Source organism: Enterobacter cloacae complex sp. SYL003, assembly GCF_049236925.1.
In the GTDB taxonomy this organism is placed as follows: domain Bacteria; phylum Pseudomonadota; class Gammaproteobacteria; order Enterobacterales; family Enterobacteriaceae; genus Enterobacter; species Enterobacter intestinihominis.
This window is the reverse complement of the sequence record NZ_JBMKJK010000002.1, coordinates 374495-389726: the sequence shown is the minus strand read 5'-3', so window position 1 is coordinate 389726 and position 15232 is coordinate 374495. Positions and strand designations below refer to the sequence as shown.

Here is a 15232-nt window from a genome sequence, read left to right as displayed (position 1 = left end):
AAACACATTTTTATTTCAGCTGCCCTGTATCTATTGCTTATTTCGGTCGGGGTCTGGATCGGCATTATGTACGTTTCTTATTATTTGTGTCGTTTTTAAGGTGATAAAATGAAAAAATCAATGATGCTAGTGTTAAGCGCTGCCGTACTTGCTGGGTGTATTTCGCCTGCACACGCCATTAGCGCACACTATCGTGCTCAGTTAGAGCGCTCGGGATGCACGCAAATTAGCGCTGGCGATGGATCTTGCGATATCAGCAAAACCAAAGCGGAAAACGCGGCACAACACGAACCAACGGCATCCGTTCACGATCCCCTTCGCGAAGCCTCGTTCTCGTCGGATACGGTTAACGCTACCCTTTCTAACGGCTTTTTTAGCGCTACCGTGAACGGCAAAAAAGCCAGCGTTAAACGTCTGAATGCGAATTTCTATGAGATCCATGGTAACGGTTTTGTGATATCGATAAGCCTGGATGAAAACGGTATTACGGACGCGTCATGGAATAAAACAAAGGGACGTGAACACGGCGTTTTACGCGTTACCCAAAAATAAACAGTCTAAGGAGGCTCTCCGCCTCCTTTTAGCCTGCTAGGCGCACAATTTGCCACACTCTTTCATCTGATTTTACAATGCTGACAATCCATATATAAACCACTGTTTTTATTGAGAATAAACTGCATATTTTTGCCGGAAAATGAGGTTATCCCCTCCCCTGTGCCCTGTGTCACAAAACAGTAAACAAATTAACCATTGAGCCCGGTGACAAAAGGCTCTATATTGGCGGCGTTTTTTTCAGGCCCCATCTGTTTTTTAACTTTTTATTCAATCGTTGCTCATAACGAAGCGGCGGTTGTAGGAGTGATATGATGACGGATAAAGTCCGTATTGACACCGTAGATGCCCACAAAAGCAACGAAACCTATCTGGCCCGTCAGGCCGAGTTTGAATCTAACGTCAGGAGTTATCCGCGCAAACTGCCTTTAGCGATCACGAAAGCAGAAGGCGTGTGGATCACCGATGCAGATAATAAAGAATACCTTGACTGTTTAGCAGGCGCAGGCACCCTCGCGCTTGGCCACAATCATCCTGATGTGCTGAAAAGCATCCAAAATGTCATTACCAGCGGCTTGCCGTTACATACCCTGGATCTGACTACGCCGTTGAAAGACGCGTTTTCAGAATACCTCCTCTCTCTGTTGCCTGGTCAGGGCAAAGAGTACTGTCTGCAATTCACTGGCCCGTCCGGGGCTGACGCCGTTGAAGCGGCGCTGAAGCTGGCGAAAAAAGTAACCGGTCGCAGCGGTATCATCAGTTTCTCTGGTGGTTACCACGGCATGACCCACGGTGCACTGTCCGTCACCGGTAACCTGTCTCCGAAAGAAGCGGTTGACGGTATGATGCCAGAAGTCCAGTTCATGCCTTACCCACACGAGTACCGCTGCCCACTGGGTATCGGTGGTGAAGCGGGCGTGAAGGCGCTGACCTACTACTTCGATAACCTGATCAACGACGTTGAAAGCGGCGTGCGTAAACCTGCCGCGGTGATCCTGGAAGCTGTTCAGGGCGAAGGCGGCGTGAACCCGGCTCCGGCTGAGTGGTTGCAGCGCATCCGTAAAGTGACTCAGGAACACGGCATTCTGCTGATCCTCGACGAAGTTCAGGCTGGCTTTGCCCGTACCGGTAAATTCTTTGCCTTCGAACACGCAGGCATTGAGCCTGACATCATCGTGATGTCCAAAGCAGTTGGCGGCGGTCTGCCACTGGCTGTGCTCGGTATCAAGAAGCAGTTCGATGCGTGGGCGCCTGGTCACCACACCGGTACCTTCCGCGGCAACCAGCTGGCGATGGCAACCGGTCTGACGACGCTGAAGATCCTGAAAGACCAGAATATCGCGGGCAAAGTTGCCGCACAGGGCGAATGGCTGAAAGGCCAGCTGAAAGAGATGGCGAAACGCTATCCGGTGATCGGCCACGTTCGCGGTCTGGGCATGATGATCGGTATTGAAATCGTTAAGCCACATGAAGCCGCCGACCACATGGGTTGCTTCCCGGGCGATGGCGAGCTGTCTGCACTGATCCAGAAGAAGTGCTTCGAAGCAGGCCTGATTCTGGAGCGTGGCGGCCGTAACGGTATCGTTCTGCGTCTGCTGCCGTCACTGCTGATCAGCGATGACGAGCTGAAAGTCTTCCTGGATAAATTCGAGCAGGCACTGCTTGCTGCGGGCGTTCGCCCGGCGTAACCGGAGTTGTTGATTACGATGTCTGATTCAAACCCAATTTTGTTCTCCTCTGCCCAGAGCATTGAAGCTTACCAGCAGGCGATTGAACAAAGCACTCAGGCTGTGATGCAGTGGCTGAAACAACCTGAGATGTACCAGGGCAAAACGGTCGCGGAGCTGCGCGACCGTATTAAGCTGGATTTCAACCCGAAAGGGCTGGGCAACGAAGCGGCGATTGAACGCGCCGTGGAGTTCTTCCTGAAAGACAGTTTGTCCGTTCATCACCCGCAGTGCGTGGCGCACCTGCACTGCCCAAGCCTGGTCGTAAGCCAGGCGGCGGAAGTGCTGATTAACGCCACCAACCAGAGTATGGACTCCTGGGATCAAAGCCCGTCCGCAACCATTATTGAGATCAAGCTGATCGAATGGCTGCGTACCCGCGTGGGTTATCAGGCTGGCGACGCAGGCGTCTTCACCAGCGGCGGCACCCAGAGTAACCTGATGGGCCTGATGCTGGCGCGTGATGCGTTCTTCGCGCGTCAGGGCCACTCGGTACAGCAGGACGGTCTGGTGGGCGATCTGCGCAAAATTCGCGTGCTGTGCTCTGAAAACGCCCACTTCTCCGTGCAGAAAAACATGGCGCTGATGGGCCTGGGCTACCAGTCCGTGGTGCAGGTGAAAACTGATGAATTCTCCCGCATGGATCTCACCGATCTGGCGGCGAAAATCGAACAGTGCAACGCGAACGGCGAACAGATTCTGGCGATTGTGGCCACGGCCGGCACGACGGATGCGGGTGCTATCGATCCGCTGCGTGCTATTGCTGAGCTGGCTGCGAAACAGAATATCTGGGTACACGTTGATGCGGCCTGGGGCGGCGCGCTGCTGATGTCTGAGCAGTATCGTCACTATCTGGACGGCATTGAACTTGTGGACTCCGTAACGCTGGACTTCCACAAGCAGTTCTTCCAGACCATCAGCTGCGGTGCCTTCTTGCTGAAAGAAGCGCGTCATTATGAGCTGATGCGCTATCAGGCAGCTTATCTGAACTCCGAGTTCGATGAAGAAGCGGGCGTGCCTAACCTGGTTTCCAAATCTCTGCAAACCACCCGTCGTTTCGACGCGCTGAAACTGTGGATGAGCCTGGAAGCGCTGGGTCAGGAGCAATACGCGGCAATTATCGATCACGGCGTGACGCTGGCACAGCAGGTTGCGGCTTACGTAAAAGAGCAGTCTGCTCTGGAACTGGTTATGCAACCCCAGCTGGCAAGCGTGCTGTTCCGCTTCCGTCCGCAGACCCAGATGGATGACGCCGGTATCGCCCTGCTGAACCAGAAAATTGGCGATGCGCTGCTGGAATCCGGCCGCGCAAACGTCGGGGTGACCGAGCATAACGGCGTCACCTGCCTGAAGCTGACCCTGCTGAACCCAACCGTGACGCTGGAGGACGTTAAAGTCCTGCTGTCTCTGGTTGAGCGTACCGCGCAGGAAGTGATGGCGAAGTAATGCTTTTCCCTCTCCCATCCGGGAGAGGGTTTATTTTCCCGTCCTGACGCCCCTATCCTTTTTTCCTCGAAGCATAACCGTAGTCATACTGGCTGTACCCCGAGCTGTAAAACAGCGCTGCGGATTTAACAATATCGTTGAGGATTGTGCCGCTGACCTTCACGCCAACGTGCTGTAGACGTTTAACGGTATTCTCAATCTCTTTCACGCTGGTTTTATCGTAACGGGCAACCATTAGCGTTGTTCCGACTGCTCTGGCAACCAGCGCGGCATCATTGACGGCAAGAACTGGGGGTGTATCGATGATGACAATGTCATATTGCTCGTTAACCCAGGACATGATGTCAATGAACCGTTCGCTTAACAGCATTTCTAACGGACGCAGGGGTTCCGGGCCGCAGGTGATGACGTCAATTCCCCCTTTTTCAGCATGCTGAATGACCTCCCCAAAGTCGCGCTTCCCCTCCAGCAGGCAGGATAATCCGTGGCGGTTCTCCAGGCCAAAAATATTATGCACATAACCCTGGCGCATATCCGCATCAATAAACAGCGCACGCTGACCGCTCTGCCCGGCAATGGCCGCCAGGTTCGTCGCCACCAGCGTTTTTCCGCAGTCCTGCGTGGGGCCAGAAATCATCACAATGCGATTCTCAGCCTCCATCATAGTGAAATGCAGACTGGTTCGCAGCCCGCGTACCGCTTCAACAAACATATCAGCAGGTCGATCGACTGGCAGGAAAGGTACATCCGAGGTTTTGTGTGTCCAGCGACGAGAAAACGGATTTTTTCTGCGCAAATGCGTTTTACTCCACAGCCACTGTGAACGTGGTAACGTCGCCAGAACCGGCATCCCCTGCGCTTCCAGCTGTTCGGAAAGCGTGATCCCACGTTTGAACGCCTGACGTACCAGTACGGTCCCCATTGAAAGGATGAGCCCGAACAGCGCACCAAGCGCAATGATTAGCGCTTTTCGCGGTTTTATCGGATCCGGGAGTGTAACCGCCTCATCAATGATCCTCACGTTCCCGACAGCGCTGGAGCGGGAAATATTCAGCTCCTGCTGACGCGTCAAAAGCTGTAAATAAATCGTGCGGCCCGACTCAACATCGCGGCTCAGGCGTAAAATCTCCTGCTGCGTGGAGGGCATAGAGGACACACGGTTATTAAGACGATCCCGTTCCCGCACAAGGGTTTGTCTTTTTTCTTGCAATGCACGGTAAGTAGGGTGACTCTTTTTAAAGAGCTGGGAAATTTCTGCCTCCCGGAACGTCAGCTCATTTAGCTGATTCTCAACGTTCACAACCTGATCCAGGACGGATTTTGCCTCTAAAGACAGATCCACAGAGTCGCGCTGCGCCCGGTAGGCATTCAGCCGCGCTTCAGCCTGATCCAGGTCCGCTCTGATTTTCGGTAACTGCTCCTGTAAAAAATCCAGACTACGCGAATCCTGAGCCTCCTGGCGCGCGATATTTTGCTGTAGATAATTTTCAGCAATCGCATTCAGCACCCGGGCGATTTTGTCAGGATCTTCACCCGTCAGGGTTAAGGTCACAATACCGCTCTGTTTCTCCGATTCCACAACCGTCAGACGCTTCTTCAGTGCATTGATCGTCTCCAGGCGCGTCAACGACTTAAGCGAAAACTGTGTGCCTGGCGTCGCCTCAATCGAGGTCACCCGCAGCACGATCCCTTGCGTAACCAGCGTTTTACCAACCTGGCCGTCTGCCTCAATGTTTTCGCCCGTCAGGTGATACCTTCCCGCTTCCTGTACGGTCAGCGTGAGTTCTTGCGCTTTGCCCTCCACCTGCGGGATCTGGAGTTCGCCTAACGTTATGTTGCCCTGGCCACGCCCTTGCAGACGCTGCCAGAGACGCCCCACCACAGGCAAAACGCGCTGCTTTGCCTGATACGTCAGATCTAATTTGTCGACGGTCTCGCCGAGGATCATGCGAGATTTCAACAGTAAAATTTCAGGGGCAACATCCGGCGAAATATCGGTGCCCAGCTGGCTCAAGCCTTTGAGCAGGCCGTTATCCTGTTTGCTTTCTATTTGCACCATAGCATCCGCCTGATAAACAGGTGGCGTAACCCAGGCATAGAGGCCCGCGCATAAAGTGAAAAGGAAAGTCACGCACAATATCATCGTGCGGTGGTCGATCATTTCGCCGAGCAAACGAACGAGATCGATTTCATTTTGTTCGGGTGCCCCTGCACCATAACTGTCTGTTGTGTAAGACGACATTAATGCTTTATTCCTTTCTGTCCTAAACGACGTGCCCATTCCTGGCTGGCTTTACCCAATAGCCCGAACACATATTCAAACGCTTCACGGCTTTTACGATAGGGGTCTGGGATATCCTGCGGCTCCAGCCACTGCCCAAAAAGCAGCGACTTCCCCCTGTTTTCCGGCGCCATGGCTGCAATGAAGCGAAGATGTTCCGGCTCCATAACCAGGATGAGATCGGATCCCTGCATCAGCCTGCGTGTCAGCCTGCGCGCCACATGACCGTCGAGGGAGATCCCATGCCGCCAGGCCACGTCCTGGGCGCACTCATCCGCCGGATACCCCTCAAGGCCGAGTATTCCCGCCGAGGTGATGTGTCTGTCGGGCAAGTGCTGGCGCAAAAGCCGTTCTCCAATCGGAGAACGGCAGACATTTCCGGTACATACCACGAGTATTGATTCGAACATTATTGCGGCCACGATCTGATATAACGAACCGTTTCGGTGAGGTCATGCACCCCGCTGATTGTCGGAACAAGCTGTGTTATTACGCGATTCCAGCGGGAGAGTGGAGCAGTGGTGACATAGACAATGTCGTAAGGCTCAAGCTGAAACTCGGTGCCCAGCACCATGGCCGAAGCGTCTTTTGCATTCAGTTGATAGATATTCGCAATTTTCCCGGACTCGCGTACCGAGCGGATAACAAAAATACCCGTCGCATCAGCCATATTCTGGTCCAGGCCACCGGCATTGCCGAGCGCTTCGGCCAACGTCATGCCGCTGCGATCCATCTTCAGCGTGCTCTGTTTAACAACTTCGCCCATCACGAATACTTTCAGCGCATCGTTGCGGGGAATAAACAAGATGTCGCCAGGGTTGAGCAGCTTATTCTGGGTTAAATCGCCATGCTGCATCAGGGCATACAGGGAAATTCGGGAATCCTGACCGTTGTGAGTCAGCACCACGTTCCGCCAGTCCGCATCAGCAGTAAGCCCACCTGCGGCATTAACGGCATCCATAACCGTCAGCGGAATGTTGGTGATGGCCTGCTGGCCAGATTTCGCCACTTCTCCCGTAACGTAGGCTTTTTGCGAACGGAAAGCGGCAACGCTGACGTCGACCTGAGGGCTTTCAATGACGTTATCCAGCCGCGCGGTGATCTCCTCGCGCACTCTGGAAACCGTTTTTCCCGCCACGTGCAGTTTACCTACGTAAGGATAAAAGAGCGTGCCATCGGCATTGACCCAGTTTCCCGTATCGCTTGCGCTGCGATACTGTCCCGCGGGCGTAGTCAGCTCCGGGTGATCCCAGACGGTGACCGTCAGGATGTCACCGATTCCAATACGGTATTCCCAGTTTTTGACCTGCTCATCAAGATTAGGATTTGCCTGAGATTTAGCTGCTGCGGGACGTAGTTTCTCAATTAATCCGGGCGTAAGTGGATAAATTTCGATTTGTTTATCTAAACTATTATTGAGATCAGCCGGCGCAATTATTATTTTGCCTGCGGAACTTAACGTTTGGCCGGGAGAAATTACGCACCCCGCCAACTGACTTATTGCTAAGAATATTACAGATAATGCTGTTGTGTTTTTCATTTATATATACTTATCATCCCTGCTCGTAGCGAACGCCCGACGGGGCGCAGCCCTGCGCTAACCCACGCTTGAAATAAGTTTCTTTTCAAGGGAATACTAAAACGTAATCTAAAAGTGAAGACACGAATTGCCCGATCTGTGACGGGCAATTAATTAAAATATAATCTTCCTGAAAATCTTAAAGCCTGTGGCAAAAAAAAGCACGATCTACAGTTTATAAAATTACGGCAACAATGTATTTTCAGAATTAATTCAGCAAAACGATAGTTACAATGAATTATTCCCGTCAGCACGCATTCATATCAAAAATACTCACAACCGCTGGCACTACACAAAACCGTTCACTTTTGTTACATTTTTTTTCAAACACACCCTGTTTTGATACTTAAAATGGGCTGTCTGCCGCACTGTCCCCCGCAGACAAGCGTATCCGTAACGATATCACTGGAGAAAAAATGGCTAAGCGTAAATTGGTGCTTCTGGGTGTATTACTGTCTCTGGCGGGCTCCGCATTCGCAGCCCCGCAAACGGCCGCCGCGCCTTCCGGCATTAAGGCTTATGAAGAGCAGGAGTTCATCGCCGACTTCACCAAATTTAAGATTGGCGATACCGCGCCCGCGCAGTATCAGACGCCAGAGTACACCATCAAACAGTACCAGCTACGTAACCTTCCCGCGCCCGATGCCGGTACGCACTGGACCTACATGGGTGAAAATTACGTTCTGATTGGCGATGCTGATGGCAAAATCTACAAAGCCTATAACGGAGATATTTTCTATCACCGCTGATACGATGATCCGGCCCTGGCAGGAGGACGACCGGCCATTTCTGCGCACGCTGTACCTGCATGCACGACGCGTGGCCTGGCCATGGCTGGACAATTCTGAATGGCAGCTTGAGGATTTTGACGCCGCAACGCGTGACGAGCAGATCTGGGTTGCGATTCACGACGGTCACCGGGTAGGGTTTGCCTCCGTCTGGGAAAATGATAACTTTTTGCACAATCTGTTTGTCGACCCGCAGTATCAGCGTCTGGGAGTTGGCCGTTTGTTACTGGAACAAGTACAGAGGACGTTTACCAGTACAGGCGCGCTGAAGTGTCTGGTGAAGAATGAGCGGGCGGTTGCGTTTTACCAGCGCCACGGCTGGCACATTGAGGCGACGGGGGATTCTCCGGAAGGAGAGTATTATTTGATGCACTATCGGCTTGGGTAAAGTCAGGTGGCGCTACGCTTACCTGACCTACAAAATCGAGGTAGGCCGGGTAAGGCGAAGCCGCCACCCGGCACTAACGCGCAGAGGCGTTATACCGCGCGGAAGGCGATCTCACTCGGGATCACGTCCCCCTGCCAATACAGTTGCGCCGCAACGCGCCCCGCCAGCTGACGATAGATTTCCGTGAATTCGCTATCAGGACGGCTGACCACCGTCGGCTTACCGCTATCCAGATCTTCACGCAATGTGATATGCAGCGGCAGTTGCCCCAGCAGCTGGGTGTGATATTGCGCCGCCAGCTTCTCCGCACCGCCGGTACCGAAGATCGGCTCATGGTGTCCACAGTTGCTGCAAATGTGCATGCTCATGTTTTCGACGATGCCGAGTACCGGCACCTCCACCTTCTCGAACATGACGATGCCTTTTTTGGCGTCGATCAGCGCGATATCCTGCGGCGTGGTGACCACGACGGCGCCGGTGACCGGAATGTTCTGCGCCAGCGTCAGCTGGATATCACCGGTGCCCGGCGGCATGTCCAGCACCAGATAATCGAGGTCAGGCCACATTGTCTCCTGCAACATTTGCAGCAACGCTTTGCTGGCCATCGGGCCGCGCCAGACCATTGCGTTATCGTCCGTGACCAGGTAACCAATGGAGTTGGTCGCCAGACCGTGCGCCACGATCGGCGCCATGTGGGTACCGTCCGGCGAAGTTGGACGCTGGTTTTCAGCACCCAGCATGTTCGGAATGGACGGGCCATAAATATCAGCATCCAGAATGCCGACTTTCGCCCCTTCTGCCGCCAGAGCAAGCGCCAGGTTCACGGCGGTCGACGATTTACCCACCCCACCCTTGCCAGAACTGACGGCGATGATGTTCTTCACGCCGTTAACGCCCGGCTGATTTTTCACGCGCTTGAGCGTGGCGATGCTGTGGCTTAGCTTCCAGTCAATTGCTTTTGCGCCAGTAATGCGCAGCAGCTCAGAGCTGGTTTGCTCTTTCAGGGCATCAAAGGCGCTGGTCCAGACGAACGGCATCTGCAGCTCAATGTGCAGCGTATCGTCCAGCCATGCGACATGATGAAGCGCTTTCAGCGTCGTGAGATTGTGCTTCAGGGTTGGATGCTGAAAATTAGCCAGCGTCCCGGCGACCATTGCTCGTAAGGCTTCCGGTGATTTGGCCTGGGATTGAGAACTCATCCCGACTCCTTTGTTCTTGTGAATAAGACCTTAGATGAACAAGTTTACCTGAAAGGCCGTGGTTTGTGCTTACTTAATAATGCCCCTTTTGGTAATATCGAAAACCCTTTTCACAGTTAAAAGAAGTAATGCCTACTATGACTCAAGTCGCGAAAAAAATTCTGGTAACGTGCGCCCTGCCGTACGCCAACGGCTCAATCCACCTCGGCCACATGCTGGAGCATATCCAGGCTGATGTCTGGGTCCGTTACCAGCGAATGCGCGGCCACGAGGTGAACTTCATCTGTGCGGACGATGCCCACGGCACCCCAATCATGCTGAAAGCGCAGCAGCTGGGAATTTCCCCGGAACAGATGATCGCCGAAATGAGTCAGGAGCATCAGACCGATTTTGCTGGCTTTGACATCAGCTATGACAACTATCACTCCACGCACAGCGACGAGAACCGCGAGCTGTCAGAGCTGATCTACACCCGTCTGAAAGAGAACGGTTTCATTAAAAACCGCACCATCTCTCAGCTGTACGATCCGGAAAAAGGCATGTTCCTGCCGGACCGTTTCGTCAAAGGCACCTGTCCGAAATGTAAATCTCCGGACCAGTACGGCGATAACTGCGAAGTGTGTGGCGCGACCTACAGCCCGACCGAGCTTATCGAGCCGAAATCCGTGGTTTCCGGCGCCACGCCGGTGATGCGTGACTCCGAGCACTTCTTCTTCGACCTTCCGTCGTTCAGCGAAATGCTGCAGGCGTGGACCCGCAGCGGCGCGCTGCAGGAGCAGGTGGCGAACAAGATGCAGGAGTGGTTTGAATCCGGTCTGCAGCAGTGGGATATCTCCCGCGATGCGCCATACTTCGGCTTCGAAATCCCGAACGCGCCGGGCAAATATTTCTACGTCTGGCTGGATGCGCCAATCGGCTACATGGGCTCCTTCAAGAACCTGTGTGACAAGCGCGGCGATACCCTAAGCTTCGACGAGTACTGGAAGAAAGATTCCACCGCCGAGCTGTACCACTTCATCGGCAAAGACATCGTTTACTTCCACAGCCTGTTCTGGCCAGCGATGCTTGAAGGCAGCAATTTCCGCAAGCCGACTAACCTGTTCGTACACGGCTACGTAACGGTCAACGGCGCGAAGATGTCCAAATCTCGCGGGACGTTTATTAAGGCCAGCACCTGGCTGAACCACTTCGATGCGGATAGCCTGCGCTACTACTACACCGCGAAGCTCTCTTCCCGCATCGACGATATCGACCTGAATCTTGAAGATTTCGTGCAGCGCGTGAACGCGGACATCGTCAACAAGGTGGTGAACCTGGCGTCCCGTAACGCAGGTTTTATCGCTAAACGCTTTGACGGCGTGCTCTCTGCCGAACTGGCCGATCCTGAGCTGTATAAAACCTTCACCGACGCCGCCGCTGCGGTTGGCGAAGCCTGGGAAAGTCGTGAATTTGGTAAAGCCATTCGCGAAATCATGGCGCTGGCAGACGTGGCCAACCGATATGTCGACGAGCAGGCGCCGTGGGTGGTGGCGAAACAGGAAGGCCGCGACGCCGACTTGCAGGCGATCTGCACCATGGGTCTGAACATGTTCCGCGTGCTGATGACCTGGCTGAAGCCGGTTCTGCCGCAGCTGGCAGCCCGCGCGGAAGCATTCCTGAACACCGAACTGACCTGGGATGCCATCCAGCAGCCGCTGCTCGGCCACAAGGTAAACACCTTCAAGGCGCTGTATAACCGCATCGAGATGAAACAGGTTGACGCGCTGGTGGAAGCATCAAAAGAAGAGGTGAAAGCGGCTGCCGCGCCGGTGACCGGCCCGCTGGCGGACGATCCGATACAGGAGACCATCACCTTTGATGATTTCGCCAAAGTCGACCTGCGCGTGGCGCTGATCGAAAACGCGGAGTTCGTGGAAGGTTCTGACAAACTGCTGCGTCTGACGCTGGATCTGGGCGGCGAGAAACGTAACGTCTTCTCCGGCATTCGTTCCGCGTACCCTGATCCGCAGGTGCTGATCGGTCGTCAGACCGTGATGGTGGCAAACCTGGCGCCGCGTAAAATGCGCTTCGGCATCTCTGAAGGGATGGTGATGGCCGCAGGCCCGGGCGGAAAAGACATCTTCCTGTTAAGCCCTGACGAAGGCGCGAAGCCGGGTCAGCAGGTGAAGTAATAAATAAGCCGGATGAGAATCCGGCTTTTTTTTGCCCGGCGGCGCTACGCTTGCACGGGCCAACGAGTTTTTAGCCGGGTAAGGCGAGGCCGCCACCCGGCTAAAAATCACCCCTTCTGGTTATGCACCCGCTGCGTCAACCCACGCAGGAAATAACGCAGAAACTGATCCCCACACTCGCGGTAATTTTTATGATCCGGCGCGCGCATCATGGCGGTGATTTCCGGCATCGACACGCGAAATTTCTGCTCGGTCATGATCGCCAGAATGTCGTCAGTTTTCAGGGAGAACGCAATACGCAGCTTTTTCAGCACCGTGTTGTTATTCACCCGACGCTCAAGCGCCAGCTCAGGCGCAGATTCATCTTTGCCGCGCTTGTCGTAGATCAGGCCGTTCAGGAAGCCCGACAGAATGATGTCCGGGCAGCGAACAAAACCCTCTTCATCTTCTTTAGTCATCCAGGTGTCGAACCCGGCGGACGTGGATTCCATGTCGGAGAGCGCAAGAATGCGCACCATGTCATTATTGTTCGCTTTCAGGGTGTAGCGCAGGCTACGAAGAATATCGTTACTTAGCATAGAGCCTTCGAATGTCGATGATGCAATGGCGCGCAGTGTACCAGTTTTACAGCCCTATCGCCTCTTTCAAACTTTTCAGATAGCGACGACTGACGGGCACGGTTTGCCCTGCACGTAGCACCAGTTCGGCCTGGCCGTTATCTTCCAGGCGGATCTCCTTCAGGTGCGCCATGTTCACCAGATACTGTCGATGACAGCGGATCAGCGGCGTGCGGCTCTCCAGCGTGCGTAACGTAAGCTCGGTAAAGCCTTCGTTGCCTTCAGCGCTGGTGACGTATACCCCGCTCAGACGACTGCTGACAAAGGCAACGTCGTCCATTTGCAGGAGGTAAATCCGGCTGTGCCCGGTACAGGGGATAAACTTCAGGGGCTGCTGATGCTCCGGCAGCAGCGTCACGTCCTGCGCGGTACGCTCCTGGCGCAGACGGGTCAGGGTCTTTTCAAGGCGTTTCTCTTCAATCGGTTTCAGCAGATAATCAAACGCGTGCTCTTCAAACGCCTTTACCGCGTACTCATCAAAGGCCGTCAGAAAGACGATATAGGGACGGTGCTCCGGGTCGAGCATGCCGACCATCTCCAGACCGCTGATGCGCGGCATCTGAATATCGAGGAACAGCACGTCCGGGCGCAGTTTATGCACAGCACCGATGCCTTCAATGGCATTGGCGCATTCCCCCACGACCTCAATATCACTCTGCTCCTGCAACAGGACACGCAGGTTTTCCCGTGCTAACGGCTCATCATCAACAATCAGCACTCTTAACATGCGTTCTCCTCCAGCGGCAATCGTAAGGTAATTCGGGTATAGCGGTCTGGCTCACAGGCGACGGTGATACCGCAGTCATCACCAAAATGTGCGCGCAGGCGCTTATCCACCAGGCTCATGCCCAGACCGCCTGACGCGGAGACTTCATACAGCCCCGCGTTATCTTCAATATCCAGCACCAGATGGTGGTTAAAACGGGAAGCGGAAATCATGATTTCTCCGGTTCCCAGCAGCTGCGACGTCCCATGCTTAATGGCGTTCTCCACAATCGGTTGCAGGGTAAAGGCCGGAAGATGCTGATACGCCAGCTCATCCGGGACGGATAACGACACCTGTAATCGTGACTGGAAGCGCGCTTTTTCAATTTGCAGATAGGCGTTTACGTGCTCAATCTCGTCCGCGAGGGTGACGATCTCCGAGGGACGCTTCAGGTTTTTGCGGAAAAATGTCGACAGAAATTGCACCAGCTGCGCGGCCTGATCGCTGTCGCGGCGGATCACCGCCTTCAGCGTGTTGAGCGCGTTAAACAGGAAATGCGGATTCACCTGAGCGTGCAAGAGCTTAATTTCTGACTGCGTCAGCAGCGCTTTTTGCCGTTCATACTGCCCCGCCAGGATTTGCGCCGAAAGCAGCTGGGCGATCCCCTCCCCCAGCGTGCGGTTGATGGAGCTGAACAGGCGATTTTTGGCTTCGTAAAGCTTAATGGTGCCCATGACGCGCTGGTTTTCGCCCCGCAGGGGAATGACCAGCGTAGAGCCAAGTTTGCACTGCGGATGCAGGGAACAGCGGTACGGCACTTCATTCCCGTCGGCATACACCACTTCACCCGTTTCAATAGCGCGCAAAGTGTAGGCCGAGGAGATCGGCTTACCTGGAAGATGGTGGTCGTCCCCGGTACCGGTAAACGCCAGCAACTTTTCGCGATCGGTAATCGCCACGGCCCCGATATCCAGCTCTTTATACAGCACCTGCGCCACCTTCATGCTGTTCTCCTCGTTGAATCCCTGCCGCAGGATCCCTTCCGTCGACGCCGCAACTTTTAATGCGGTGGCAGAAAATGCCGAGGTGTATTTTTCGAACATGGCGCGTTTGTCGAGCAGAATGCGCATAAACAGCGCCGCACCTACGGTATTGGTGACCATCATCGGTGCGGCAATGCTGCTGACCAGATGTAACGCATCGTCAAACGGGCGCGCGATCAGCAGGATGATCGCCATCTGCGCCATTTCCGCCACGAAGGTAATCGCCCCGGCGGTAAGGGGACTGAACACTTTATCCGGCCGTCCGCGCTTAATCATATAGCTGTGGACGAGACCACCGAGTAGCCCTTCGACAATGGTGGAGATCATGCAGCTTAGTGCCGTCATACCGCCCATCGAATAGCGGTGCAGGCCGCCGGTTAACCCCACCAGACCGCCCACGACCGGGCCTCCGAGCAGCCCGCCCATTACCGCGCCAATGGCGCGCGTATTGGCGATGGAATCTTCAATATGGAGACCAAACCAGGTCCCCATAATGCAGAATATGGAAAATACGACGTAGCAGAGGAATTTGTGCGGCAGACGGACGGTGACCTGCATCAGCGGAATGAACAGGCGCGTTTTGCTCATCAACCAGGCGATGACAAGAAACACGCACATCTGCTGAAGCAACAGCAGCACCAGATTAAACTCGTACATACTCACAAACCGCACATTCTAAAAACGCGTAACATACACTGATGGCGGTTAACTTTCTTTGAAACGTGCCAAAAAAGC

Annotated in this window: 13 protein-coding genes; 6 read left to right on the top strand and 7 right to left on the bottom strand. The window is 54.2% G+C overall.

The features are described from left to right. The first annotated feature begins 108 nt into the window (after positions 1–108). The 3 genes from ACOT1A_RS04375 (at position 109) to ACOT1A_RS04365 (ending at position 3725) form a co-directional block, all read left to right on the top strand. Complete coding sequence (locus ACOT1A_RS04375) at positions 109–552, top strand: hypothetical protein (RefSeq protein ID WP_022648666.1); 444 nt, start codon at positions 109–111, stop codon at positions 550–552. Positions 553–863: 311 nt separating this feature from the next. Further along, positions 864–2240 carry a diaminobutyrate--2-oxoglutarate transaminase gene (locus ACOT1A_RS04370; protein WP_032623920.1) on the top strand — a complete coding sequence of 459 codons (1377 nt, stop codon included), beginning with the start codon at positions 864–866 and terminating at the stop codon, positions 2238–2240. 18 nt (positions 2241–2258) lie between these two features. Then, positions 2259–3725 (top strand): pyridoxal phosphate-dependent decarboxylase family protein, encoded by a 1467-nt coding sequence (locus tag ACOT1A_RS04365; protein WP_038416407.1) that lies wholly within the window; start codon positions 2259–2261, stop codon positions 3723–3725. 52 nt (positions 3726–3777) lie between these two features. Here ACOT1A_RS04365 and ACOT1A_RS04360 read toward each other — a convergent pair whose 3' ends face one another. The 3 genes from ACOT1A_RS04360 to ACOT1A_RS04350 are packed head-to-tail and all read right to left on the bottom strand — an operon-like array spanning position 3778 to position 7546. Beyond that, positions 3778–5967: a polysaccharide biosynthesis tyrosine autokinase gene (locus ACOT1A_RS04360; protein ID WP_421625506.1), complete on the bottom strand. Its 2190-nt coding sequence runs from the start codon at positions 5965–5967 to the stop codon at positions 3778–3780. Then, the gene (locus tag ACOT1A_RS04355; RefSeq protein ID WP_022648670.1) at positions 5967–6416 is read right to left on the bottom strand and encodes a phosphotyrosine protein phosphatase; all 450 of its coding nucleotides are present in this window, start codon (positions 6414–6416) and stop codon (positions 5967–5969) included. The genes ACOT1A_RS04360 and ACOT1A_RS04355 overlap by 1 nt, the downstream gene beginning before the upstream one ends. Next, complete coding sequence (locus ACOT1A_RS04350; RefSeq protein WP_276169863.1) at positions 6416–7546, bottom strand: polysaccharide export protein; 1131 nt, start codon at positions 7544–7546, stop codon at positions 6416–6418. The genes ACOT1A_RS04355 and ACOT1A_RS04350 overlap by 1 nt, the downstream gene beginning before the upstream one ends. A gap of 455 nt (positions 7547–8001) precedes the next feature. Here ACOT1A_RS04350 and ACOT1A_RS04345 point away from each other — a divergent pair, with 455 nt between their 5' ends. Both ACOT1A_RS04345 and ACOT1A_RS04340 read left to right on the top strand, forming a co-directional pair. Then, a complete protein-coding gene (locus ACOT1A_RS04345; protein ID WP_022648672.1) occupies positions 8002–8334 on the top strand; it encodes an RcnB family protein in 333 nt (110 codons plus the stop codon). After that, positions 8285–8761, top strand: coding sequence for a GNAT family N-acetyltransferase (locus ACOT1A_RS04340; RefSeq protein WP_032622520.1), 477 nt, complete (start codon positions 8285–8287; stop codon positions 8759–8761). Before ACOT1A_RS04345 ends, ACOT1A_RS04340 begins: the two co-directional genes overlap by 50 nt. A gap of 89 nt (positions 8762–8850) precedes the next feature. On the opposite strand, the gene apbC is transcribed toward ACOT1A_RS04340, so the two are convergent. After that, positions 8851–9960 carry an iron-sulfur cluster carrier protein ApbC gene (gene apbC, locus ACOT1A_RS04335; protein ID WP_023300574.1) on the bottom strand — a complete coding sequence of 370 codons (1110 nt, stop codon included), beginning with the start codon at positions 9958–9960 and terminating at the stop codon, positions 8851–8853. Positions 9961–10097: 137 nt separating this feature from the next. On the opposite strand from apbC, the gene metG reads away from it, so the two are divergent. After that, on the top strand, positions 10098–12131 hold the full coding sequence (metG, locus tag ACOT1A_RS04330; RefSeq protein ID WP_023300575.1) for a methionine--tRNA ligase: 2034 nt from the start codon (positions 10098–10100) through the stop codon (positions 12129–12131). Between the two features lie 107 nt (positions 12132–12238). Here metG and ACOT1A_RS04325 read toward each other — a convergent pair whose 3' ends face one another. Genes ACOT1A_RS04325 through ACOT1A_RS04315 form a run of 3 tightly spaced genes read right to left on the bottom strand, consistent with a single transcriptional unit; the run spans position 12239 to position 15154 of the window. After that, on the bottom strand, positions 12239–12709 hold the full coding sequence (locus ACOT1A_RS04325; RefSeq protein ID WP_015572337.1) for a DUF1456 family protein: 471 nt from the start codon (positions 12707–12709) through the stop codon (positions 12239–12241). Between the two features lie 46 nt (positions 12710–12755). Next, entirely contained in the window at positions 12756–13475 is a 720-nt protein-coding gene (gene btsR, locus ACOT1A_RS04320) for a two-component system response regulator BtsR (protein ID WP_022648676.1), read from the bottom strand. Further along, positions 13469–15154, bottom strand: a complete 1686-nt coding sequence (locus ACOT1A_RS04315) for a sensor histidine kinase (RefSeq protein ID WP_063199057.1) — start codon at positions 15152–15154, stop codon at positions 13469–13471. The genes btsR and ACOT1A_RS04315 overlap by 7 nt, the downstream gene beginning before the upstream one ends. Positions 15155–15232 lie beyond the last annotated feature (78 nt).

Excerpts from the sequence above, each read along its gene's own strand:
- ACOT1A_RS04375 (WP_022648666.1), top strand. The coding sequence starts at position 109 with ATGAAAAAATCAATGATGCTAGTGTTAAGCGCTGCCGTACTTGCTGGG.
- ACOT1A_RS04370 (WP_032623920.1), top strand. The coding sequence starts at position 864 with ATGATGACGGATAAAGTCCGTATTGACACCGTAGATGCCCACAAAAGC.
- ACOT1A_RS04365 (WP_038416407.1), top strand. The coding sequence starts at position 2,259 with ATGTCTGATTCAAACCCAATTTTGTTCTCCTCTGCCCAGAGCATTGAA.
- ACOT1A_RS04360 (WP_421625506.1), bottom strand. The coding sequence starts at position 5,967 with ATGTCGTCTTACACAACAGACAGTTATGGTGCAGGGGCACCCGAACAA.
- ACOT1A_RS04355 (WP_022648670.1), bottom strand. The coding sequence starts at position 6,416 with ATGTTCGAATCAATACTCGTGGTATGTACCGGAAATGTCTGCCGTTCT.
- ACOT1A_RS04350 (WP_276169863.1), bottom strand. The coding sequence starts at position 7,546 with ATGAAAAACACAACAGCATTATCTGTAATATTCTTAGCAATAAGTCAG.
- ACOT1A_RS04345 (WP_022648672.1), top strand. The coding sequence starts at position 8,002 with ATGGCTAAGCGTAAATTGGTGCTTCTGGGTGTATTACTGTCTCTGGCG.
- ACOT1A_RS04340 (WP_032622520.1), top strand. The coding sequence starts at position 8,285 with ATGGCAAAATCTACAAAGCCTATAACGGAGATATTTTCTATCACCGCT.
- apbC (WP_023300574.1), bottom strand. The coding sequence starts at position 9,960 with ATGAGTTCTCAATCCCAGGCCAAATCACCGGAAGCCTTACGAGCAATG.
- metG (WP_023300575.1), top strand. The coding sequence starts at position 10,098 with ATGACTCAAGTCGCGAAAAAAATTCTGGTAACGTGCGCCCTGCCGTAC.
- ACOT1A_RS04325 (WP_015572337.1), bottom strand. The coding sequence starts at position 12,709 with ATGCTAAGTAACGATATTCTTCGTAGCCTGCGCTACACCCTGAAAGCG.
- btsR (WP_022648676.1), bottom strand. The coding sequence starts at position 13,475 with ATGTTAAGAGTGCTGATTGTTGATGATGAGCCGTTAGCACGGGAAAAC.
- ACOT1A_RS04315 (WP_063199057.1), bottom strand. The coding sequence starts at position 15,154 with ATGTACGAGTTTAATCTGGTGCTGCTGTTGCTTCAGCAGATGTGCGTG.